This window comes from Persicirhabdus sediminis, assembly GCF_016595495.1.
Lineage (GTDB): Bacteria > Verrucomicrobiota > Verrucomicrobiia > Verrucomicrobiales > Akkermansiaceae > Persicirhabdus > Persicirhabdus sediminis.
The window spans coordinates 174067-196812 of record NZ_JAENIM010000039.1; the positions used below are offsets into that span (position 1 = coordinate 174067).

Sequence of the window (22746 nt, forward strand, 5' to 3'; positions counted from 1 at the left end):
CTAGACCTAGTTAGATAGAGGTGTCTATCAAAGTGCTAGAATCTTCAGCTGGGACGGTGTCATCGCTGCCCAGCTTTTTTGTGTTTAGATTTGTTTGTTAGATGGGGGGTGAGGTTTGAATTTACGCACTGAAATATATTTAATCACTTGTGTGTTTAAGTCTATCAAGGATTGTGTTATTAGTGTTTCAAACGAATTGATAGTCATGCGATTTTATAGAAATATTCTCCAGTTATTTACCGCAATCATCAGTCTGCATCTGTTATTTAGCTCACTGTGTCTAGCTGAAGTGAGTCAGCCTGATAGTTATGTGATAGTAGAGGTGATTCTCCCTAATGGCGATCCTGCCGTTGGGCTAAATTTTCATAGTCAGATTTGGTTACCTGATTCTGACAGGTCCTTATTTGTTGAGGGGGTAACAGATGAAGAGGGTTGTTTCAGTATCCCTGAAGAAGGCGATTGGTATTTGAATGACTTTTATGGTGTTTTCACTTGGATTCATACAAAGGAGCTGGGGTATAATTTTTATACCTATCTTGCTGATCATCAGCCTGCAGTAAAGAAGGTGATTTTCCAGCTAAGAAAGAACGAATCCAAGTTGATGTTTCAATTATCAAAACCTGATGGATCGCCAGCTGAAGATGTCGAAATTATGCTGAATAAAGCCATAGATTTCGAGTGCTCGATAGGTGCGCGCCTGTTCAAGTTTTCTCAGGGATCAGGTGTTTGGAACGCAAAATCAGATGAGCAGGGGCTGGTCGTATTCGAAGGTTTACCTACAGCTAGATACGAGGTAAATCATAGTTCTAAAGATTATGCTGCCATCCCTTCGATAGTAGATCGCAATTATGGTTATCAAACTGGTGATGTGCATTCATTGGATTTGATCCAATCTTCCGAGATATCTGGTCGATTGATAGGCCTTGAAGGTAAGGGGATTGTCGGTCAGAAAGTCTACGCATTAGGTCTTAAAATTCCGGGGCTAGACGCCGAAGCTGCTACTACTTTAACTGATAAAAATGGTTATTACTCATTGCACAATTTGAGAGCTCAAGATTACGAAGTTGGTGTTATACTAGATCGGACACAGGCTTTATCATCAGCTGCTCCATTGTCTGTAGTGAAAGATTTGAAGCTGGGTGAAAAGAGAGCTGAACATGATATCCAGCTTGTTCGCGGCGTTACTGTTTCATGTAAGCTCATTGATAGAGAAAATAATTCAGAGCTTGATCTGAATTGTTATTCTATAGGAGTTTCTGCCAGCAAAACCAAATCATATTTGGATAGTTACAAGCTATACAAGAACGGTGATTTGTATACGGCTCAATTGCCCGCAGGTGACTACTCGTTTCGAATTATAGGGAGGCTTAAGGGGTATAATAGGGCGACTCTAACTAATATGGATGCTGTTTTGCGTGAGGGAGTTGCTGAAGAGCTGGTTTTTGAGATATCTCCAGTTGAGGTCGATGAATCTAGGATGGTTAGAGGTGCGGTGCTTGATGAGGAAGGGCAGTCTGTAGAAGGTGTTGGAGTTTATCAATTTGTCCATGGCAGGTCAATTGAGTCAGCTAAAGCAACGACAGGTGCAAAGGGGGAATTTGCCATGGATTTGGTTTCAGGTGATAAGGGTAAACTTGCCGTTTTCGCGAGCGATGGTAAATCACTGTCGGCTCTGCTAGATCTATCTGAAGGCGGAGCGTCAGTGATTAAATTCGAGCCAAAGCAGCTGATTCCGGTGAATGGGCGTATTGTAGATTCATTAGGCCTTCCTATTCAGAATTTGGGGCTGCGATATGCTCCCTATTCTTATGATCTAAATTTAAGAGAATTAGATACAATCTTTACGACTGTTACGGATGCAGATGGGCGTTTTGAATTTCCTCAGGTGTGGTCCGGGGTTCCGTTTATTATTGCGCCTGTAGCGAAGAGTTCTGTCTTTGTTAGGGGGGCGGTTGAGTTTGTAGTCAATGTTGGGGAGCCGAGTGATATTGGCTCTATCTCTTACTTGCGGAGAAATAAATCTATCGGAGGTAGAGTAGTGAATGCCGATGGTGAGCCAGTTGGGGCTGCTATTCTAGCTGGTTCTGAAAATCAACCATACGTGGATGCACTCACAGATGAAGATGGAAGCTTCTTATTAGAGGGACTGGTTTCAGGCGAGGCTGAGCTTAAAGTATATGAATATAAATACGGGTCAATGCGGCGGGTTCTCACTGAAACGCATCAGGCTGGGGCTCAAAACATAAATCTAGTTTATGATCTAGCTGAGCCTACGTTGAGTTTGTCAGGAAAGATCGTATCAGCTGACGGGGCGCCACTAGTTGGGGCAATTGTTGAGCCAGTTTGGGGACAGCCTGATGGGATAAGAGCGGTCACCGATGCGCAGGGCGATTTTGAGTTGCAGGGTTTGTTTCCTGATTGGTTCAGTATTCAGGTGCGGCCAGCAATCACGGGTAGTTGCCAACAAAAGTTTCGTGTTAAAGCTGGGAATCAAGGTGAGACGATCAGGATGGCCAGTGATGAGAGAGCTAAAAAAGTCGAAAATATGTGGGCAGAGTTCGACAGGCCGATCAATCTAGTTGGGCAAGAGTTAGTCGGTAGTGAAGCTCCAGCGATTGAAATCAGTCATTGGTATAGTGACGCTAAGCTAGAAGCAAAGGTTGAGGGGAAGGTTAGAGTCATAAATTTCTGGGGCATTGGTTGTAGGCCTTGTATAAAAAATATTCCTAACTTAGAAAATTTTTGGCAGGACAATCAAGGTCGTGGGCTGGAGCTGTTGATGATTGAAGTGGGCTCGCCTCATGCCGAAGTTAAGGAGTTTTTCTCAAGAAAATTGTACATGCCGGCGATGCCAATGGCTGGGATGGAAGATGGTGACATAGCGATCCTGAATTACATAGCCTATGGAAGGCCAACCTATGTGGTGGTTGATGAGAATAACATTATACAACATTGGAGTATAGGGGATTGGGCTAAAGCTGAGGAAAAAGCGTTGCAGTTATTGGAGAATTTAGAGCGGGGGAATTAGTTTACATAGTGATTGCATCGGCGGGTGGTTTGTCTATCTGTTGGGAATGTTGCGATTGCTAGAAATTTTCTGTTTATGGATTTTGATGATTTTGCAGCCGTGTTTGGCGGCTGGAAATGTAGCTGAGCGAGAGCTTGGCTACCGCTTGGTCGGTCTGGATGGAGAAGCTCTAGCAGGAGCCGATTGGTATCTGGATGTTGCTCATGCAGGAACAGGCAAGCTCAGCAGCCAGCGCGGAGTGAGCAATGCGGCAGGTGATGTGATCTTTAAGTTCTCGGAAGCCGAGCTAGTTGGCGGTGTGGATATGACGCTAACAACGTCGCACGCCAAGTATGGCACACAGTTTTTCAATCTCTATGAGGATGGTTCGAATGAAGAGTTTGACCGTGAGTTGCGGCATCGGATTCATAATGATCGGCTAGAAGTTAGGTTTTTGAAGCCTGATGGTCAGCCAGCTAGTAGCTTGCGCATTAATGTATCAAAGTTGAATTCTTTTGGCGATTCGCCAGCCCCTGACTACCAGATTCAAAGAGATGATAGAAAAGTCGGGCTGCTGAGTGAGGTGACTAACGAAAATGGTGTGGTTGTATTTAAAAACATCCCACGTGGCCGCTACTACCTGAGCCACAACTCTGACGAATATGCAGTTCTGGCTGGACGACGCATTCCAAGCCTACGCCTACTGACAGGCAGCGATCACACTGTGCGCTTGATAGAACCGGCTAGCATTGTGGGTAAATTGCTAGACCGTGATGGAAATGGACGCGCAGGGGTGATGGTGCGTAGCTTGCACCGCAATAATAGCTATTTTGTAGCGTCAGGCTCAGCTATCACTGATGGGCAGGGGATTTATGAGCTGAAGAAGTTGCGACCATTTAGCCACTATTTGTGGGTAGATGAGGGAAGTTCTTCACCTGCGGAGTGGAATTATAGTCCGGTGCAGATTGATTTGTTGGAAGCTGGTGAAACTCGCCTGCTCGCTGATATTGCTCCAGCTAGTTTGGTGAATTTTAGCGGCAGAGTGGTCAATTCTGTTAGCGGTGAAGTTATCGTTGATGTTCCTGTGCGCGTGCTGATAGAGAATAAGAAAGTGGGTGTTCGTGGAAACTTGCTGGTGATGTCGCTAGATGCCAATGGTGAATTTTCCGCCTTATTGCCAGCTGGTGAATACAAAGTTAGCCTGCGTGGCCAGGTGACACGCGAGGAAAGAATCTCGCGGGTTGCATCGTTTCAGGGGGGCAATCTAGCTGGCTATGATCCAGCCGTCACTAATGGGCAGCATTTTTTGTTGGAGTTAGGTAAGCCGCAGCAGGTTGAGCTGAAGCTCAGGGAGCTCGATGATGATGACTATTTGCTAGGTGAGGTGATTGATGAACATGGTCAGCCGGTGGCAGGTGCTGAAGTTCATTATCACGATGGTGGTTATCAGGTTCTCCCTGCTGACATTGCGCTTTCCGAGTTAGATGGGAGTTTTCGCCTGAAGTATCGCAAGTCGTTCAATGCTGGTGAAATTAAGCTATTTGCTTATGACGGGAAATATTGCTCTGATCTAATCATTGCTCAAGCAGGTAAGCCGGCTAGCTTAGTATTGAAACAAAGCGAGCCAGCTAGGCTTAGTGGCCGATTGGTAGATCCAGCTGGATCGCCATTGGTCAATGTTAGGATAACTTGTGATTATGGTCAGCTGGCGGGGATGATGAATAGCTCGCCACGATTCTATCAAGATGCTCAGGCTGGCATGACTGATAGTGACGGTCGATTTGAACTCATCAAGTGCTGGCCAGCGGAGAGGATGAGGATTCATCTAAAGTGCGACGGTTACGATAGTGATAGTATTGTATCGCCTGAGTTAGATGCTGGCGCAGATCACGATCTCGGTACGTGTATGTTAGTTCCTAGTGTAGGAGTCATTAGTGGGAGAGTATTAGATGTAAATGGTGACCCGCTGGCTCATGCGCTAGTTAGAGCGATGACCTACACTGAAGGAAGGGTGGTTGATGAATACCACGCGCTTAGCAATGGAGATGGTTCATTTTTGCTAGAAAATATGTCAGGCGTGAAAGTCCAACTTAAGGTGAAAGATCCTTATCAACCGCGCCGCGCGGTAAGCACAGCGAGTGCATTAATGGGGGCTGAAAATGTGGTTTTGCGTTGTGATGGCAAAATTAAAAAGTAGGCGACCATTTTTCATGATCGCATGGTGACTATTGCTAGCGATCTATTACCATCGGTCTGGCGAGGAGATAAATTTGCCTGCATGTCCAGCTGGAGGTTTATCGTTGATAATATCCAGCTAGTGGCTGGGTCAGCGGGTCTATTTTCCAGCTAGTTGATATTTCTAATGGCTTCAAAACTGGCGTTTTGTCTTGGCGCGGTGCGGTGATGTCACCTCAGTCTAGCTAGATGACACACTGGAAAGCATGATTTTCCATAGCTTTCTGGGTATTTTAAGTGACAGTTGAGTGATTCTGCCTAGTGTAAATAACTCACCAGTGCGGCTGATCATTGAATAATTGGAAATTCTTGATTTGCGAAGCACTCGGTGTGCGTATACCAAGTAATATCTATGAAGCATCTTTTCGCAAAACTGATCACTGGAGCTGTTCTTAGCTTTGCTAGTGTTTCTTGTGCAACGGCCGACAATGAAATCGCCAATACGGATTTTAATGCGGTTGGGCGCAGCATGGCTATCATGCTGCAAAATACCCACTACGAGCATGAGAATTTGCCGTTTAACCAGAAACTGGGGGAGCGCTTCTTTGATTCGTATCTGCAGTCGCTCGATCCCGGCAAGCTGTACTTTTTGAAATCCGACGTCGACAAATTGCGCGAGCAGTACGGAAATCAGATGCACTTGTTATTGGTAGCTAGTGATAGCATGGATCCAGCTAGCGAGATTTATAATGTGTTCAAACTTCGCGCTCAGCAGCGCATTACCGAAGCTCAGGAGTTTCTCAAGGCTGACGAGTTTGATTTCACCAAAGACGATTTTGTTACCCGTTCGCGCAAAGAAGCCGAGTGGCCAGCTGATGAAGCGGAGGCTAAGATGCTGTGGAAGAAGCGCCTAACGGACGCAATGCTCAGCGAAACACTGCGCCGCGAAACCATAGCTAGACTGGCTGAAGAGCAGGGCAAAGATGATCCGCTCAAGGATAAGGAATCGCCAGCTGAAATGATTTCTCTGCGCTACCAGCGCGTGCTTCACGGCATCGATGAGGCCACTTCTGAAGATGTGGCTAACTATTTCCTCAGTGCGGTAGCCAAGAGCTACGACCCGCATACGGATTATTTCTCAGCATCAGAAATGGAGCGCTTCATGTCTGGCATGCAGCATTCGCTCGTTGGCATCGGCGCACTACTGCAAGCTGAAGACGACGGCGCGACAAAAATCTCCGGCATCGTAGTCGGTGGCCCAGCTGATAAACAAGGTGAGCTGCAGCTTAACGACCGCATTGTTGGAGTGGATTCTCTAAACGATGGCGAGATGACGGACATCATGTTTATGAAGCTCGATCGCGTGGTGGACCTCATCCGCGGCAAAGAAAAAACTCAGGTTAAACTCAAGGTGGAGCCAGCTAACGGCGCCCCTGGTGAGATCAAATATATCATCATCGACCGCGCTAAGGTGGAAATGAAAGAAGAGTTAGCCAATGCGGAACTCATCCAGATGAAAGACGCTGGTGGTGTGACTCGCCGCATCGGTTGGATTTCTCTACCATCATTTTACGCTGATATGCAGGACTGGAGCACTCGTTGTTCCGTGGATGTAGAGAAGCTTGTTAAGCGCCTAGCTGAGGAGAAAGTGGAAGGCATCCTGCTAGACCTACGTGGTAACGGTGGCGGCTCGCTTGAAGAAGTTCGCCGCATGACAGGATTCTTCATCGGCAAAGGACCAGTGGTTCAAGTGAAAGATCACCGCCGTCGCATCGAAGTGAAAGACGCTCAGCAGCGTGCTATCTTCGACGGACCAATGGTTGTTCTGATCGACAAAACTTCAGCTTCCGCTAGTGAAATTCTAGCTGGCGCACTGCAAGACTACAACCGCGCTGTGATTGTTGGAGATTCCTCTACCTACGGAAAAGGTACTGTGCAGCAGCCAATCGAGATCGCTCGAATGATGCCTATCATGGCGCGTGCAGATCGCGCTGGTGTGCTCAAACCAACCATCCAGAAATTCTATCGTGTATCTGGTGGTTCCACTCAGCTCAAAGGTGTTGAGGCTGACATCGTATTGCCTTCATTGCTAGATGCCTTTGAAATTGGCGAACAGTACATGGACTATGCCATGCCATACGATAAAATCCGCCGCGCAGCTGGATTTACCCCAGAAAATCGCTCTAACCTATTCCTGCCTGTGCTCAAAGCGGGCAGCACTGAGCGAATCAATAACTCAGTAGATTTCCAATATGTGGTGGAAGATGCAAACCGCCTGAAAGAGAAACGTGAACTCAACCGCGACTCACTGAATAAAGAGATCCGCGAAGCTGAGATTGCTGAAGCGGATGCGCGTAAAAAATCACGCAACCTCGAGCAGAAGCAACGTTTTGCTGAAGTAGCCGCGGCTGATTCTGAGAAATTCAAATTCTATCGACTCAAGTTAGACGACCTTGAAGATGAGGAGCTCGAGCTGATCAACTTTGACGTGGAAAATGAAGACTTCATGCGTAAGGCTAAAGATGACGTTGCTGACCTGGATGATACTCCAGATTGGCCAAGCCGTCTTGATCCCGTCAAGCGCGAGGGCATCAACATTCTAGCGGATCTTATCGAGCAAGTGGATAAGGCAAAAACTGCTGGTGTTTATAACCGTTAATTTCTAGCTAGCCCAATATGAGCATCGCCGAGAATATTCATACGGTGAAAGAGAAGATGGCTGCCGCTGCTCAGCGTGCTGGCCGATCACTCGATGACTGCCAATTGCTGGTGGTTTCCAAAACCTGGCCAGCTGATATAGTGGCCGAAGCTGGTGCCGAGCACCCGCTGCTAGGTGAAAGCAAACTGCAGGAAGCTGAGGTGAAGATTGCCGAGCTCGATGATTCTATCAGCTGGCATTACATTGGCCACGTGCAGCGCAATAAAGTGCGCAAAATCTTGCCATTGTTTGATGTCATTCACGCCGTCGACTCGTTGAAGTTAGCTCGCTATACCAGCAATGTAGCTGGTGAGTTAGGCATCAAAGCCAAGGTGTTTATTCAGATTAACCAAGGAGCCGAAGAGAGCAAACATGGCTTCAGTGAAGGCGATCTGCGCACTCAGCTCGCGGAGCTCATGCAGCTGGAAAATCTAGATATTCAGGGGCTGATGAGCATTCCGCCAGCTAGCGAGAATGCAGAAGGTGCACGTGCTTGGTTCCGCCAGTTGCGCGAGCTTCGTGATGAACTCAACCAGCTAGATGGGGTGGCCTTGCCACTGCTCAGCATGGGCATGAGCCACGACTACGAAATTGCGATCGAGGAAGGTTCTAACATTGTCCGAGTTGGCTCTGCTATCTTTGGATCTAGACATTACCCAACTGCATAATAACAATCATGATTGAGCTGAAAAATTTTGCCGCTATAGGCAATGAGATCGCCCTTGCGTGGGAAGATGGTAGTGAGAACTACGTCACCTTAGACGAGCTGCGTAAAGCATGTCCGTGCGCTAAGTGTAAAGGTGAGCCAGATGCGATGGGGCGAATCCTTAGACCGCAGGTTTTTTACACGCCGAAGAGTTTCAACTTGGTCCGCTATCAAGTGGTTGGTGGATACGCAATTCAGTTATTCTGGGCTGACGGTCATAGCTCGGGAATTTATACTTATGATCTGCTCAGGCAGCTTTGATAATAACTTTGCAGATATTGTTATTAGTTGACTGAAATTAATCGGTCGTTAGAAGGGTCGATCATGAAACAGCTAGTTTGTATCATATCGATCCTATTAACGGCCATTTCTCTGCATGCAGATGAGGAGTTGGCCGAAACGGTCATCACCGCCAATCGTGGCGTCTCTGAATTAATGAGCACACCTTTCAGTGTTGACTATCTGAGCGATGCTGATTTGCGCCACAACATGCATTTTACCTTGTCTCAGTCGTTGGCTGAGCTTCCTGGTGTGATGAACCAGAAAACTAACGCTGGCTCTGGCTCTCCATATATCCGTGGTTTTACTGGATTTCGTAACCTGATGTTAGTTGATGGTATTCGATTCAATAACTCTGTATTTCGTGATGGCCCTAACCAGTACTGGGGTATGATCGATCAATACAGCCTATCAGGCGTTGAGTTGGTTCGTGGTTCGGGGTCGGTTCTTTACGGATCAGACTCAGTTGGTGGTACTGTGAATGCACTAACATCTAGCACTGGGGTGGATCAAGCTATCGAAGGCCAGCAATATTGGCACGGTAATGTGCACTACAACTACGACTCTGCGAGCCGCAGTAATACGGGCCGGCTGGAAACGATGTTTGGTGTTGGCAACGAGTGGGGGCTCAGACTTGGATTTACTGCTCGTGATATTGGTGATCTGCGCGCAGCTGATGTTGGGCGCATGCCATATACGGGTTACGGTGTGCAGGCATTTGACGCCAAGTTCGACTACGTGATTTCTAATCACACCCGACTAACTCTAGCGCACCAACAGCTAGAGCAAGATGGTGTTTGGCGTACTCATAAGACGATCTACGGCATCGACTGGGAGGGTACTGATCATGGCGACGAATTGCGCCGTGTGAACGATCAGGATCGCAGCCTATCTTATTTCCGCCTTGAGGGTACTGACGTTAATCAGGTATTCGACCACTGGCAGTTTACATTATCCTATCAGACATTGAACGAGGAACGCGACCGTGTGCGCTCAGATGGTCGCCGCGATCTGCAAGGATTTGGGGTAGATACTTACGGTGCTAATTTGTTGTTCCGTTCTAACTGGGTTGGTGGGACGCTCAGCTACGGACTCGATTACTATCAAGACCGGGTGGATTCCTACCGTCGCGACTATAACGCGGATGGCAGTTTTAAAGGTGATGCTGATCAGGGGCCAGTGGGGGATGATGGCAAATATGAAACTTATGGTGCCTATGCTAACAATGTTTGGGATATCAATGATCAGTGGAAGTTGACGCTCGGTGGGCGCTATTCATACATCGTGGCTGATATCGGTACGGTGTCTACCAGTGATGGCATTATTTCTATCAATGAATCTTACGATGCCTTGGTATTTAATGCGCGCCTGCTCTATCAGCAAGACGACCATTGGTCGCACTGGGCTGGTATTGCGCAAAGTTTTCGCGCACCTAACTTGTCAGATCTCTCAAGGTTAGACTCAGCCCGCTCTGATGAAATTGAAACACCATCACCTGGGCTCAAACCTGAAGATTATATTTCTTATGAGCTGGGAACGCGTTACGCCAGCGAGTGTGCCAGCGCACAATTTTCTGTTTTCTATACGGATATTTCCAACATGATTGTGCGCACGCCAACTGGCAATGTCATCGATGGCGATTACGAAGTGACCAAGAGAAATGGCGGCGACGGCTACGTCTGGGGATTTGAGCTCAGCGGCGACTGGCAGTTCTATCCACAGTGGACGGCATTTGGCCAGCTAGCGTGGATTGACGGTGAGGTGGAAACTTATCCAAGTTCTGATAACCAGCTGGTTAGTGAGCCAATGGATAGGTTGATGCCAGCCACTGCTCGTTTGGGTGTGCGCTGGACTGAGTTAGATGGTCGTTACTGGGTTGAGGGGTTTGTGGATGCCGCTGCGAAAGCGGACAAGCTGTCATCACGTGATGAAAGTGATACCAACCGCATTCCGCCCGGCGGCACTCCTGGCTATGTGGTACCAACCATTCGCGGTGGCTGGCAGGCGACTGATAGTGTGCTGCTAACGGCAACGCTGGAGAACCTCAGCGACGTCGATTATCGCATCCATGGATCTGGCCTCAACGAAGCTGGATTCAATGCAAAACTCGGCATCACCTACGCTTGGTAGACGAGAAAATATTTATTTGAAATAGCGGGTGGTGAGCTTTTCACTACCCGCTTTTTTTTGTGTTCAAGTGTTGCAATTTCGCTTGATGCTAGTCTAGCTACTTATATGTTTCTGTTATGAAGTTATTAGCTTTGCTAGCGATGATCGTTCCTTTTGCTGCTGTAGTTGATGTGCAGGCAAATGGTGGCGGCTATCATGTTGGATTAGATTTTTCAGGACAGGTGACGCCATTTACTCCAGTTGGTGTAGAGCAGGTTCAGATTCTTGATGAAACTCTCAGTATCGTTCTCAAGGCAGATTACGCAGAGGTGAATGTGCGTTATGTGATGGAGAATGTTAGCGAGAAATCGGCTAAGGTGAAATTTGGTTTTCCGGCCGAAGATGTGAAATCATCATATAATTGGATATATAGTTTTGAATCAGGTCAACAGACTAAGTTAGAACCTGTGACTGAAGTCAAATACTGCCGCAATTACCAAGTAAAGCTTAACGGCAAAGAACTAAGATCAACTTACATTCATGAGCCGTTCAATGATGCAAAGAAGGTGGCTGAGCATCCATCTATGGAGCCATTTTTGGGCATTAAGGGCTGGTTGGTTTCTGAGATGAAGGTCGCTAAAGGAGCTCAAGTGGTTTTAGAAATTAGTTACCTGTCTGAGTATGATAGTGATTATAGCTATGTAAGTGAAGATGCTCGTAAAGAAGCGCTAAGTTTCAAGTATCGTTTGTCTACCGGAGCTGTGTGGCATGGTCCGATTAAACAGGGCCGTGTGAAGCTTAGTCTGGACGGGGTTTCTCCTCAGGAGTTCAAGATTGTTAGTCCTGTGAATTGTTTTGTTCGTCACGGTGAGACGTGGGTGTGGGAGTTTGAGTCGCTTGAACCTACATTGGCTAATGATATCGAAATTCACGTCAGTGAGCCTTATAATGCCTATTGTGTTAATCTAGATGCCAATGGCTACTATAGGCAATATCGTGAAAAATTTTATAAATGGACTACGACTTATAAAGTGCAGGCAAGTTCTCAGTTAGCTGACGCTAATGGTTATTCTTATTCAGCAGATAACTTACACACGAATCAAGGGGAGAAGTCTTTTGCGTGGTCAGAGGGGGTAGATGGACATGGTATTGGGGAAGTGCTCGATTTTACTTTGAATAAAGAGATCGAGTTAGATTCTGTTCTGGTAGAAAATGGGTACACGCGTAGTGAGGAATTATTCTTGTCTAACTCTAGGGTAAAAGATGTCACCTTTGTTGTTAATGGCAAAGAGGAGTTCAAACGAACTTTGCTAGATCGACGACGTGAGCAGCGTATTGACTTGAGCGAATGCAAAACGAAGATGAAGACCATACAGCTGCGAATTGATAGTGTTTATCCAGGTAGCAAGTATGAGGATACCTGTTTATCTGATGTTTCTTTTTTAGGAAAACTTAAAGCGGCTCCAGAGCAATATGGGGCGCGTTAGAACGCAATGTGGGCGAACTCTGTGTATGGCGCTAACGTGCTTGTTGGCGTTAGTTGTCAATGCGCTGGCCGCTGAGTTGCCTATCTACCTGAGTGATTCGCACGCTGGTAGTTTTGCTTTTTTTGCTTCTGAGTTAGACTTTGATGAAGAATATACGCTGATTCTCATTGATGCGCATTCAGATGCGTCAGGAGTTTTTGCCAGTGACCGTCTGAGAACTGGCTTGCGCTCAGTGCTCTCGCTCCGCCAGCGTGCTAGTCGCGCGCGTGAATGGGTGGAGAACGGTGAAATTCAGCCATTCAGCTGGATTGAGCCATTGATGCCTGAGCCTATCCAGCGGGTGATTTGGGTGGCTGGCGAAGATCTATCAGGTGATGAGTTGGCTACAAAGCAGGCTGAGCTGGCTAAACATCTCAACTGGCAAACCCAGCTGGAACCGCGAGCCTGTGGTATGCTAGATGATCGCTTTAAAGTGGTCGACTGGCAGGGATTTGAGAAGCTTTCGCTAGCGGGCAAGTTAGTATTGAGTATCGATCTGGATTATTACGCTCAGCCGGGGTTCTCAGCGGATTGGATAGAGCGCGACTGGCGTCGCCTGAGCTCGCTGCCGGATGTTAAGGCGGCGAGTATTTCCATTTCGCGTCCGTGGCTGGCTGATGACCAGCAGGCATATCAATTTGTCGAGGCTATCTTGGATGAGGTCTTCTTGATGCAAAATGTCGATATCCAGCTAGATGCGTTTCTGCTCACCCAGCTGGATCGCTCGATGAAGGCAAAAGAATATCTATCAAAAGGATTGGAGGTGCCACGTTTGCAATGGTCTGAGTCGCCAGATTCGCTGCGACAGCTGATTTTGCAAAACCTAGATCGAATTGAGATTCCTGCTTCAGCTGATAGGTGGAAGACGATGATTTCTAGCTGGCAAGCAGAGATGACTGAACTGAAGTTAGGTTTGGCAAATTTTCAGCCAGATTTGGATGGCGTTTGGCGCTTACATCAGAGAAAACTTTCAGACCTGTGGCTAACTGGCCAAACGGGTGAGTATGAAAAGGTACGCTGGTGGCGGCTTCAACCAGCTGAGCCAGTGTATAATCTGCTACGTGATACCCGCTTAGGTAAAGGGTTCACTGGAGATGCGGGTTCGTTTGTTAGCTTGCGGCGCCAACTCGTGGCTGAGACGGATGACCTAGCTCTAGCTGCTACTAGCTGGGCGGATTTATTGCCAGCGCCGGGTGTGGCTGGAGTATTGAAGTTACAGGCTGAAGTGGTCGCTGCAAATGGGGCTAGCTGGTCAACGCCAATCGAGATTCGTGTGCGTGACCGTGATGGTATAGCGGGGTCATTGATCGAGCAGTTAGGATCTCCTTATGTATTTGGCATTGGCAAATTGATGCAAGGCCAGTCGACGGGAGCGGAAACTTTAGTGGGCAATGATTGTGCTAACTTTTTGGTCTATGCGATGCGTCGTCACGGGTACAAAATTCCGTGGTCAAATCCAGCTCAGATTAAGCGGTATTTGTTTTTACGTCAGGAAGGGGTTAGTGTGGCTGATAGATTTCAGCTGGATCAGACGCACGGACATAGTGGCTGGGTGATTCATCTAGGTTCACACGTGGCTTATTTGTGGCAGGACGTTGGTGAGTTAGGTTTTCTGGATGCGGATGATTTGGTGATTCATCACCTCAGTGGCTATCCTGAAATCATTAGTCTGGAGGAGTTGCTTAAGGGCAGGAGTCGCTTTGATATTTATGAACTTCCAGATCTAGCTGAAGATCAGGTTTTGGCATTTGGTGGTGATGTGAATCTTCAGCATTATGAGTTAGGTGATGAGTTGTTAGTTGGTGAGTTATCTCAGCAAGTGGAGGCGGCTGATTTTTTCATGGTAAATCTGGAGTGCTCACTGGGGGGAGATGAGCAGCAAGTTAGGGGTGGTAGGTTTCAATTTGTCATCGACGATGGCGACAAGCTTAGGGCGTTGGTGGATGCTGGTGTGGATGTGGTGAGTCTGGCCAATAATCATGCCATGGACGGTGGCGTAGGTGGACTCAAGTTGACTTTAGACGAGTTGCGCTCGCTTGGTGTTATAGCTGTAGGCGCAGGGGAGAATGTGGCTTTAGCTGCGACTCCTGTGGTTGAGTCTTTTGGCTCGGTGAAGGTGGCTGTTGTCGCGGTCAATGCGATTGGTGGCGAGCGTGGGGCAGCTGGAGAGGCCTCAGCAGGTGTGCTAAGCTGGCCAAAGCATAAAGACCAGCTTGCGCAATCTCTGGCGCGTGCGAATGAGCTGGCTGATTTTGTGGTGGTGATGCCGCACTGGGGCGCTGAATATACCAGTGTGATCACGCCGCTGCAGCGTGATCTAGCGCGCTGGCTGGTTGATCATGGTGCGGATGCGGTGGTTGGGAGTCATAGCCACATGGCTCAGCGGGCTGAATATTTCCGCGGTGTGCCCATTGTGTACTCATTGGGCAATTTGTATTTTCCTAATCAATCGCGGATTGGGTTTAATGATTATCAGGTTCTTTCTTTGGCTTTGGATCGCAAGCATGGGTTTTTCATCAAATGCTGGCGGGCGAATGGAGAATGGTGATTAGAGAGTGGTGAGTTTGTTGGAGGTAGCTAGCGGGTGAATGTGGAGCTCGCTGGTGAATGTGGAGCTCGCTGGTGAATGTGGAGCTCGCTGGTGAATGTGGAGCTCGCTGGTGAATGTGGAGCTGGCTGGTGAATGTGGAGCTGGCTGGTGAATGTGGTGCTGGCTGGTGAATGTGGTGCTGGCTGGTGAATGTGGAGCTAGCTGGTGAATGTGGGGTTAGCTGGTGAATGCGGAGCTGGCGGGTGAATGTGGAGCTGGCTGGTGAATGTGGAGCTGGCTGGTGAATGTGGAGCTAGCTGGTGAATGTGGAGCTAGCTGGTGAATGCGGAGCTGGCTGGTGAATGTGGAGCTGGCTGGTGAATGTGGAGCTGGCTGGTGAATGTGGAGCTGGCTGGTGAATGTGGAGCTAGCTGGTGAATGTGGCGCTAGCTGGTGAATGTGGAGCTGGCTGGTGAATGTGGAGCTAGCTGGTGAATGTGGGGCTGGCTGGTGAATGTGGAGCTAGCTGGTGAATGCGGGGCTGGCTGGTGAATGTGGAGCTGGCTGGTGAATGTGGAGCTAGCTGTGAATGTGGAGCTAGCTGGTGAATGTGGGGTTAGCTGGTGAATGTGGGGTTAGCTGGTGAATGTGGGGTTAGCTGGTGCAACCAAAGCGGAGAAGGATCTCCGCAGTCCGAAAGCCTTCGGCAGAGCTGCTGTGCGCTGGGGTGATTTATGGGTAAAAAAAATCCACACGTTCAAGAGAATCGTGTGGATTAATTAAGCAAACTAAAAGTACGCAGACTGGGACTCGAACCCAGGACCAATTGGTTAAAAGCCAACTGCTCTACCAACTGAGCTATCTGCGCCTTTAGTTGGATTTGCTTGGTGCCTCGCGGCGGCGGAAAAGTACTCAGAAATCGCGTGATGGCAAGATTGTTTTTGCTAAAAACTGAAGTTTTTTTCTGCGGGGTGTTCGAATGTGCTTAGCCTGAGTGGTTTCGCGCTACCGCTGTGAGGGGCGATTTCTCTACCTGAGCGAGCCAGCTGGCGGGTGGATTACCATTTTTGCAATTATGCCTGATATAATCGTCCTTGGTAGGTATCTCGCTTTTCCATTTCGGCTTCAATTTCCAGCATAATTTCGTGGATACGAGCGTTTCCCCAGTCCGGGGCGATGCGGATAGTCGGTGGTGACTCTGAGCTGAGCCGCTGGACTTCGAGGTCTGGGCGCAGTCGCTCGAGCACTTGGATGATGAAATTGATGTATTCATCTTTTTCAAAGAGCTCAAAGGCATCTGGATCGGCTTCGTATTGGTGTGCCATGATGGATCCTTTGACAATCTGCAGCTGGTGGAATTTTACTGAGTCGATAGGGAGCTGGTTGATTTTGTCGACTTGCTGCAGCATTTCCCAGCGGGATTCGCCAGGCAGGCCAAACATGAAATGCGCGCCGACGTGGAATCCTCTGCCAGCTGATTTTTCAATCGCCGCCACGGAGTCCTCAAAACTATGACCGCGGTGAACCAGCTGGAGCGTCGAGTTGTGGCAGCTTTCCACACCGTATTCTACCACGAGAAGTTTTTCTTTCGCCAGCTCTTCGAAATAATCTAGCAGCTCGTCATTAACACAATCTGGACGTGTACCGATGACAAGGCCGTCGATGTCTGGGTGGGCGAGAGCTTCAGCGTAGGTGGACTTGAGTTTTTCCAGCTCGCCGTAGGTATTGGTATACGCTTGGAAATAGGCTACGTATTTGGCAACGCGCGGGTAGCGGCGTTTGAGAAATTCCAGCCCGTGGTCGATCTGGTCGGTGATCTGCGGGTATTTCTTGGTATACGATGGGGTGAAACTTTCGTTATTGCAGAATGTGCAGCCGCCGTAGCCAAGCGAGCCGTCGCGGTTTGGGCAGGTGAAATCTGCCATGATAGATACCTTCTGCACGCGGCCACCAAACTGCGCCTTCATGGCATCAGCATGGGAGTAGAATCGGCGTGCATTTCCCCATGGAAATTCGCGAGTGGCTGTATCATCGGTAGAGGGCTGACTTGACATAATGTAGCCTATAGCGCTTCCGCCGCCAATTGTCGCAGGGCAACAATGATATGCGCAAAATTTCGCAGCTGACGCTCTAGCTGGGCGGTCTAGCAGGCATGCGCTGGCTGATCACCCCCATGATATGCTTGATGGTTTCTAGCTTGGGGGATTTTTTGTGGTAGGCAAAATACAGCACATTCTGCAATGGCTGGCGGCCTGCCCAGATGATTTGGGCGGATGCCAGCTGGCTGGAAGTGTTGCCATCATTGTGGTCAGCGGCTGAGCTAGCTGGCTGAGCTTGTAGTTGCGGTACAAGGAAATCTGGCACGATGGCGAGGCCGGGTGATCCAGCTAGGATGCGAAAAATCGAGTGAAAATTGGGCACGATGTAGTTTGGTCGGAAGCTAGTTTTTTGGTTGAAATTGGCCTTCCAGAACCGCTGCATGTGGTCGTTATCGCTGGCTATGCCGTACCACGTTTGTTGGTCCAGCCAGTTTTCTAGCTGGTCGAGGTCGTCGGTTTGGAAGCCCGTCAGATCTGTACCTCTGCCGGCGTAGATGACGATGGTTTCCTGTGAAAATGGCAGGTAGCTGATGCCGCGGAGCTCAGGTTTATGTGGGCTGACCACCAGATCACTGACTTGATTTTCCAGCTTCTCCAGTAGCCGACGGTATTCGGCAAATTCCAAAATCAAATTGAATGGCAGCTTGGGCACCTCTGGCTCTAGCGCCAGCTGGAAGGTTTCAAAACACATGCCCAAAGTCACCGTGATGCGCTCGGCTTGTGGGCTTTTTTGGCTTTTCACCTCAACCTCCTCGAGGCAGCTGAGCGGGTCGGCGATGCTGTTGTAGAGCTGTTTGCCGCGCTCCGTGGGGATGAGCAGTCGCGGTCTGCGCTCGAAGAGTTTGTAGCCGACGTGGTTCTCCAGCGAGCTCAGGTGCAGGCTCACTCCCGGCTGGGAAATCATCAGCGCCTCAGCCGCAGCAGTCATGCTGCCGCGTTCGTAGACTTCTTTGTAGGTGCGCAACCACTCGAGGTTAATCATCATAATTATAATAGATTCACATTAGTCGCATTATTGGAGTTATTCAAATCTCATCTTATAATGAATTCAAATCCAAGCAGAGAGGTTCATGCTGAATGTCTTTGCTGGTATTTTTCCTGAAAACAAAAACAACGATTATGAACTTAGAACTGAATAACAAAACTGCCCTCGTCACCGCATCATCAGCTGGAATCGGACTCGAAATTGCCCGCTCACTAGCTGGCGAAGGTGCCACCGTGATCATCAATGGACGTAGCGAGAAAAATGTCGACGCAGCCATTGAGGCTATTTTGAAAACTCACCCAGATGCCAAACTTGAGCCGCTGGTGGCGGATAATTCGACCGCAGCTGGTAGCCAGTTGACGGTAGAAAAATTCCCTCAAGTTGATATCCTGATCAACAACCTGGGCATCTACGAGGCGGTTGGGTTTTTTGATGAAACTGACGAAGCATGGCAGCGATTATTTGAAACGAATATCATGAGTGGTGTGCGTCTAGCTAGACATTACCTGCAGGGCATGCTTGATAGAAATCACGGACGGGTTGTTTTCCTCTCCAGTGAGTCGGGCATCAGCCCAGCTCCAGAAATGGCGCATTACAGCGCGACCAAAACCATGCAGTTAGGAATCTCGCGCTCACTAGCTGAGCTAACCAAAGGAACCAAGGTGACGGTGAATAGCGTGTTGCCTGGACCCACCCTAACCGCGAGTGTAAAAGACTTTGTCAAAGACGTCTATCCGGACCTGCCAGCTGAGCAAGCCGAACGCAAATTCATGGAAGAAAACCGCCCGAGCTCGTTGATTCAGCGATTTATCAATCCAGCTGAAATTGGTGATATTGTTACCTTTGTTAGCAGTGAGCGCGCCGCGGTGATCAACGGCAGCAATATCCGCGCAGAAGGCGGGCTCATCCGCACCGCTTTCTAATCAAAAGAAATAATGAGCCAGCTGGTAGACAAGTACCGGCTCAGCTAAGACCATAGACCCAGCTAGCTGCTCAGCTAGTTGGGTTTTCCCTTGGCAGGAAGAGGTAGATCAGGCTGCCGAGCAGGCTGAGGCAAACAATGAGCACGATGCCGATGATGCGGTTGTTATCGGAAAGGCGTTTGTTGGTGATGCAATGAACGAGTGACCAAATCCACAATGCTGTTGGAATGATGAAAAGCAGCCCGATGAAGGCTAGGATGATGATTTCTTGGCCACCGAGTGCGCTCATGAGAAAAAGGATGTAATTGTAAGAGGTGTTCCAGCTAGCTAGATTCTAGCTAGCTGGACGATTGATTTCTAACCAGCTGAAGGATTAGGCTTCGCGTGGTAGGAAAAGATAGATCAAGCTGCCTAAAAGACCAAGCAACACGATCAGTACGATACCAATAATACGATTGTTATCTGACAGTTGTTTATTTTTGATGCAGTGAATGAGCGACCATAGCCAGAGGCCAAAAAACGATATGCCAACGAGCAGCATGATGATGCCAAAGATTCCGAAGGCTGCGTCCGAGGACGCTGATTGGGCGAGGGTGAGGAGTGATGCAAATTCAAACATAGTTATCTAGTTGGTTTGTTGTTATACTTTAGTAAGATTGATTTGTTAGGTGGTTTTGGCTAGCACCATACAGGTTCTGCTAGGTAGGTAGATTTTGATTTTTGGTCGACCTTCGGATTCAACCGCTGAGAACACGGTGCGCGGCTCGACACGCTTGTGGCCGCCGTGTGGGTAGGTGTCGCTATTGAGCACGATGCGGTAGTCGTCCATCTCTGGCACTGGCAGCTCGTAGCCTTCATACGATTTGTCTACGTGGAAGTTGAAGATAAAGACGATGCCACAGCGGCGAGCGCAGAGGATTTTGTCGTCGTTGTGAACGTAGAGTAGTTCTGGGTATGGTTCGTTGAGGAACGGATAGACTTTAGCTAGATCTATCATGCTGCGGTCGAAGTTAGCGAGATGCTGGTAGCGCAGCGCTGGGTTGTCTACTAATGACCACTGTCGGCGGCAGTATTGATACGACCACTGGTTGCCTTCGCGTGGGAAGTCGACCCACTCAGGGTGGCCAAATTCGTTGCCCATAAAGTTGAGCCATGCGTCACCACCAAAGGCGAGGGTGAATAGGCGAATCATTTTGTGTAGCGCTGTTCCACGTTCGATAGTTAGGTCTCTATCATTAGTGGTCATGTGCCAGTACATTTCCTTGTCCATTAGCTGGAAGGCTAAGGTTTTATCGCCGACGAGTGCCTGATCGTGACTCTCACAGTAGGCGATAGTAGCTTCGCCGTGACGGCGGTTGAGCATGGTTTCCCACAAGCGCTCGAGGTCCCAATTTTCATCACTAACTTCTTTGAGAAGTTTGATCCAGTAGTCGGGAATGCCCATGGCGAGGCGGTGAGTGAAACCGATGCCTCCCTCACTAACTGGTCGGCAAAGTCCCGGCATGCCGCTCATGTCTTCGGCAATGAGTAGTACTTGCGGGTTGATTGCTTTGGCTAGCGTGGTAGCCAGCTGGAGGTAAAGCACGGCGTCGTTGTCTACGCCGTCCTGGAAATATTTATCGTAGTGGTCAAATGAGATGTTGCCGTGGTGGTCGTAGAGCATTGAGGTGATGCCGTCGAAACGGAATCCATCAAAGCGGAATTCTTCCAGCCAATAGCGAACGTTAGAGAGGAGGAACTGTCTGACTTCTTCTTTGCCGTAGTCAAAACATTTTGAATCCCACTGTGGGTGTTCGCCTTTACCGCCGTCGTGGAAGTATTGATAGTCGGTACCGTCGAAGCGGTTGAGTCCTTCGGCGATGTTTTTGACTGCATGTGAATGGACGATGTCTAGCAATACGGCGATGCCCATGCCGTGGGCGGTATCGATGAGGAATTTGAGATCGTCAGGTGTGCCAAAGCGGCTGCACGGGGCAAAAAATGATGAGACGTGATAACCAAATGAACCGTAGTACGGGTGCTCTTGCACTGCCATCAGCTGGATGACGTTGTAACCAGCTTTAGAGATGCGCGGGAGGATCTCGGTGGCAAACTCGCGATAGGTATGAATGCGTTCGTCCTCGCCAGCCATGCCGACGTGGGCTTCGTATATCAGCGGGCTTTTGATGTGGCTGGCGTCAAAGTCGTTGCGCCAGTAGTAATGTTCCGATGGGTTCCAAATTTCAGCTGAGTAGTCGTTGCTCAGCGTATCTTGCACGACCTTGCGGATGCATGCAGGGATGCGGTCGCGCTGGGTGTCGTCAGCGCCAACAACATGAAGTTTGGCCTTCTGCAGATGTTGTAGTGCATTACCTGGTAGAGTTAGCGACCAGATGCCTGAATTGCTAGGTTCTAGCGGATGGCTAGATTTATCCCATAAGTTGAAGTCACCGATTAGGCTAACGCTCTTTGCATTAGGTGCCCACTCGCGGATGTTCCATTGGTCCGCTTGTGGGTCGTAGTTGATGCCTAGGAAGTCGTGAGCCGATGCGTATGATTTTATCGAGCCAGTCTTGGTTAGGATGCGATCCATCTCGGCATCGTGGCGGTCGATTCGAGTTTGAATTGATTCTGCGTTAGGTGTGAGCCATGCGTCATTTTTAACCAAAACTGGGATATTACTCATGCATGGGTTTATGCATGATAAACGGTAGTTTGGCAAGAATTGCTAACCGTGAATGACACTAAAATTGGGGGTGTTTTTGTATGTCGTTTATTCTGAAATGATTTCAGTGCCGATACCCGATTTAGTAAATATTTCTAGTAACAGAGAGTGAGGAGTGCGACCGTCAATAAAGTGCACTTTTCCAACACCAGCTGATAGGGCATCTAGGGCTGAGCTGATCTTAGGAATCATGCCTCCAGAGATGGTGCCGTCGGCCATTAGTTCAGCTGCTTTTTTACGGTTGATAGACGGGATTAATGTCTCTGGTTTGCTAGGGTCTTGCATCAAACCTGGCACGTCTGATAGGTAGATGAGTTTTGTGGCGCGCAGCTCTTTAGCTAGGGCTGCGGCTGCTAGATCGGCGTTGACATTGAGTGGTTTACCGGTTCCCAGCTCGGATGCTAGAGGGGAAATAACTGGCACGATATCGGATTTGAGCGCGTCGTGCATGCGTTCTAGCTGGCAGCCTACGGCTTGGCCAACGCGACCGATGTCGACCATTTCGCCGTCGTCGTTTTTCCCTTTGATGCGCTCGCCGATGAAGACGTCGGTACCTGGCACGCCAGCGGCTTTGCCACCAAACTGGCGGATCATGTTAACGAGGCCTGGGTTGATGGTGCCTGAGAGAGTTTTTTCAACGATGTTGATGGCTTCTGGGCTGGTGACGCGGAACCCGCCGATGAATTGGGCATCGAGGCCGGATTCTTTCATGGCAGCGGAGATGGCTTTGCCGCCACCGTGGACAACGACTGGGTTGACGCCGGCGACTTCGAGGAAGACGATGTCGCGCATGACTTTTTGTACCAGCTCAGGGTTGTCCATGGCTGAACCGCCCATTTTGATGAGGAATGTGTGACCGCGAAATGATTGCAAGTAAGGAAGAGCTTCGATCAGAACAGAAGCTTTATTGGTTACGGAGTCCAGTGACATAATCACTGGGTAGTAGCGAAATTTGCCACTAATGAAAAGGGTGAATATCTGCCAGCTAGCTCGAGCTGCTAGGAA

General features: G+C 48.8%; 15 protein-coding genes and 1 tRNA gene. 9 read left to right on the forward strand and 7 right to left on the reverse strand.

From position 1 onward, the window contains the following. The first annotated feature begins 115 nt into the window (after positions 1-115). The 8 genes from JIN82_RS08300 (at position 116) to JIN82_RS08335 (ending at position 15048) form a co-directional block, all read left to right on the forward strand. On the forward strand, positions 116-3028 hold the full coding sequence (locus JIN82_RS08300; RefSeq protein ID WP_234041871.1) for a redoxin domain-containing protein: 2913 nt from the start codon (positions 116-118) through the stop codon (positions 3026-3028). An 82-nt stretch (positions 3029-3110) separates the two neighbouring features. Beyond that, complete coding sequence (locus JIN82_RS08305; RefSeq protein WP_200311165.1) at positions 3111-5204, forward strand: carboxypeptidase-like regulatory domain-containing protein; 2094 nt, start codon at positions 3111-3113, stop codon at positions 5202-5204. A gap of 390 nt (positions 5205-5594) precedes the next feature. Next, entirely contained in the window at positions 5595-7841 is a 2247-nt protein-coding gene (locus JIN82_RS08310) for a carboxy terminal-processing peptidase (RefSeq protein ID WP_200311166.1), read from the forward strand. Positions 7842-7858: 17 nt separating this feature from the next. Beyond that, positions 7859-8548 carry a YggS family pyridoxal phosphate-dependent enzyme gene (locus JIN82_RS08315; protein ID WP_200311167.1) on the forward strand — a complete coding sequence of 230 codons (690 nt, stop codon included), beginning with the start codon at positions 7859-7861 and terminating at the stop codon, positions 8546-8548. A gap of 8 nt (positions 8549-8556) precedes the next feature. Next, positions 8557-8847, forward strand: a complete 291-nt coding sequence (locus JIN82_RS08320; protein WP_200311168.1) for a DUF971 domain-containing protein — start codon at positions 8557-8559, stop codon at positions 8845-8847. 63 nt (positions 8848-8910) lie between these two features. After that, positions 8911-10995, forward strand: coding sequence for a TonB-dependent receptor (locus JIN82_RS08325; protein WP_200311169.1), 2085 nt, complete (start codon positions 8911-8913; stop codon positions 10993-10995). A 116-nt stretch (positions 10996-11111) separates the two neighbouring features. Next, positions 11112-12461 carry an NADase-type glycan-binding domain-containing protein gene (locus tag JIN82_RS08330; RefSeq protein WP_200311170.1) on the forward strand — a complete coding sequence of 450 codons (1350 nt, stop codon included), beginning with the start codon at positions 11112-11114 and terminating at the stop codon, positions 12459-12461. Between the two features lie 25 nt (positions 12462-12486). Further along, a complete protein-coding gene (locus JIN82_RS08335) occupies positions 12487-15048 on the forward strand; it encodes a CapA family protein (RefSeq protein ID WP_200311171.1) in 2562 nt (853 codons plus the stop codon). A 777-nt stretch (positions 15049-15825) separates the two neighbouring features. Here JIN82_RS08335 and JIN82_RS08340 read toward each other — a convergent pair. The 3 genes from JIN82_RS08340 to JIN82_RS08350 form a co-directional block, all read right to left on the reverse strand. Then, positions 15826-15898, reverse strand: a tRNA-Lys gene (locus tag JIN82_RS08340). A 205-nt stretch (positions 15899-16103) separates the two neighbouring features. Then, on the reverse strand, positions 16104-17084 hold the full coding sequence (gene mnmL / locus JIN82_RS08345) for a tRNA modification radical SAM protein MnmL/YtqA (protein ID WP_200311172.1): 981 nt from the start codon (positions 17082-17084) through the stop codon (positions 16104-16106). A 76-nt stretch (positions 17085-17160) separates the two neighbouring features. Next, positions 17161-18114: a LysR family transcriptional regulator gene (locus tag JIN82_RS08350; RefSeq protein WP_200311173.1), complete on the reverse strand. Its 954-nt coding sequence runs from the start codon at positions 18112-18114 to the stop codon at positions 17161-17163. A 134-nt stretch (positions 18115-18248) separates the two neighbouring features. Here JIN82_RS08350 and JIN82_RS08355 point away from each other — a divergent pair, with 134 nt between their 5' ends. Further along, entirely contained in the window at positions 18249-19037 is a 789-nt protein-coding gene (locus JIN82_RS08355) for an SDR family NAD(P)-dependent oxidoreductase (protein WP_200311174.1), read from the forward strand. Positions 19038-19107: 70 nt separating this feature from the next. Here JIN82_RS08355 and JIN82_RS08360 read toward each other — a convergent pair whose 3' ends face one another. The 4 genes from JIN82_RS08360 to argB all read right to left on the reverse strand — a co-directional run bounded on the left by JIN82_RS08360 (position 19108) and on the right by argB (position 22671). Continuing rightward, on the reverse strand, positions 19108-19326 hold the full coding sequence (locus JIN82_RS08360) for a PLDc N-terminal domain-containing protein (RefSeq protein WP_200311175.1): 219 nt from the start codon (positions 19324-19326) through the stop codon (positions 19108-19110). An 84-nt stretch (positions 19327-19410) separates the two neighbouring features. Then, a complete protein-coding gene (locus tag JIN82_RS08365; RefSeq protein ID WP_200311176.1) occupies positions 19411-19656 on the reverse strand; it encodes a PLDc N-terminal domain-containing protein in 246 nt (81 codons plus the stop codon). 45 nt (positions 19657-19701) lie between these two features. Beyond that, positions 19702-21702, reverse strand: coding sequence for an alpha-amylase family glycosyl hydrolase (locus JIN82_RS08370; protein WP_200311177.1), 2001 nt, complete (start codon positions 21700-21702; stop codon positions 19702-19704). Positions 21703-21789: 87 nt separating this feature from the next. Then, positions 21790-22671, reverse strand: a complete 882-nt coding sequence (gene argB / locus JIN82_RS08375; RefSeq protein ID WP_200311178.1) for an acetylglutamate kinase — start codon at positions 22669-22671, stop codon at positions 21790-21792. Positions 22672-22746 lie beyond the last annotated feature (75 nt).

What these genes read in the sequence shown, in the direction of transcription:
- JIN82_RS08370 (WP_200311177.1), bottom strand. Translation starts at nt 21,702, where the DNA reads ATGAGTAATATCCCAGTTTTGGTTAAAAATGACGCATGGCTCACACCT.
- JIN82_RS08335 (WP_200311171.1), top strand. Translation starts at nt 12,487, where the DNA reads ATGGCGCTAACGTGCTTGTTGGCGTTAGTTGTCAATGCGCTGGCCGCT.
- mnmL (WP_200311172.1), bottom strand. Translation starts at nt 17,084, where the DNA reads ATGTCAAGTCAGCCCTCTACCGATGATACAGCCACTCGCGAATTTCCA.
- JIN82_RS08310 (WP_200311166.1), top strand. Translation starts at nt 5,595, where the DNA reads ATGAAGCATCTTTTCGCAAAACTGATCACTGGAGCTGTTCTTAGCTTT.
- argB (WP_200311178.1), bottom strand. Translation starts at nt 22,671, where the DNA reads ATGTCACTGGACTCCGTAACCAATAAAGCTTCTGTTCTGATCGAAGCT.
- JIN82_RS08325 (WP_200311169.1), top strand. Translation starts at nt 8,911, where the DNA reads ATGAAACAGCTAGTTTGTATCATATCGATCCTATTAACGGCCATTTCT.
- JIN82_RS08350 (WP_200311173.1), bottom strand. Translation starts at nt 18,114, where the DNA reads ATGATGATTAACCTCGAGTGGTTGCGCACCTACAAAGAAGTCTACGAA.
- JIN82_RS08365 (WP_200311176.1), bottom strand. Translation starts at nt 19,656, where the DNA reads ATGTTTGAATTTGCATCACTCCTCACCCTCGCCCAATCAGCGTCCTCG.
- JIN82_RS08330 (WP_200311170.1), top strand. Translation starts at nt 11,112, where the DNA reads ATGAAGTTATTAGCTTTGCTAGCGATGATCGTTCCTTTTGCTGCTGTA.
- JIN82_RS08315 (WP_200311167.1), top strand. Translation starts at nt 7,859, where the DNA reads ATGAGCATCGCCGAGAATATTCATACGGTGAAAGAGAAGATGGCTGCC.
- JIN82_RS08360 (WP_200311175.1), bottom strand. Translation starts at nt 19,326, where the DNA reads ATGAGCGCACTCGGTGGCCAAGAAATCATCATCCTAGCCTTCATCGGG.
- JIN82_RS08355 (WP_200311174.1), top strand. Translation starts at nt 18,249, where the DNA reads ATGAACTTAGAACTGAATAACAAAACTGCCCTCGTCACCGCATCATCA.
- JIN82_RS08320 (WP_200311168.1), top strand. Translation starts at nt 8,557, where the DNA reads ATGATTGAGCTGAAAAATTTTGCCGCTATAGGCAATGAGATCGCCCTT.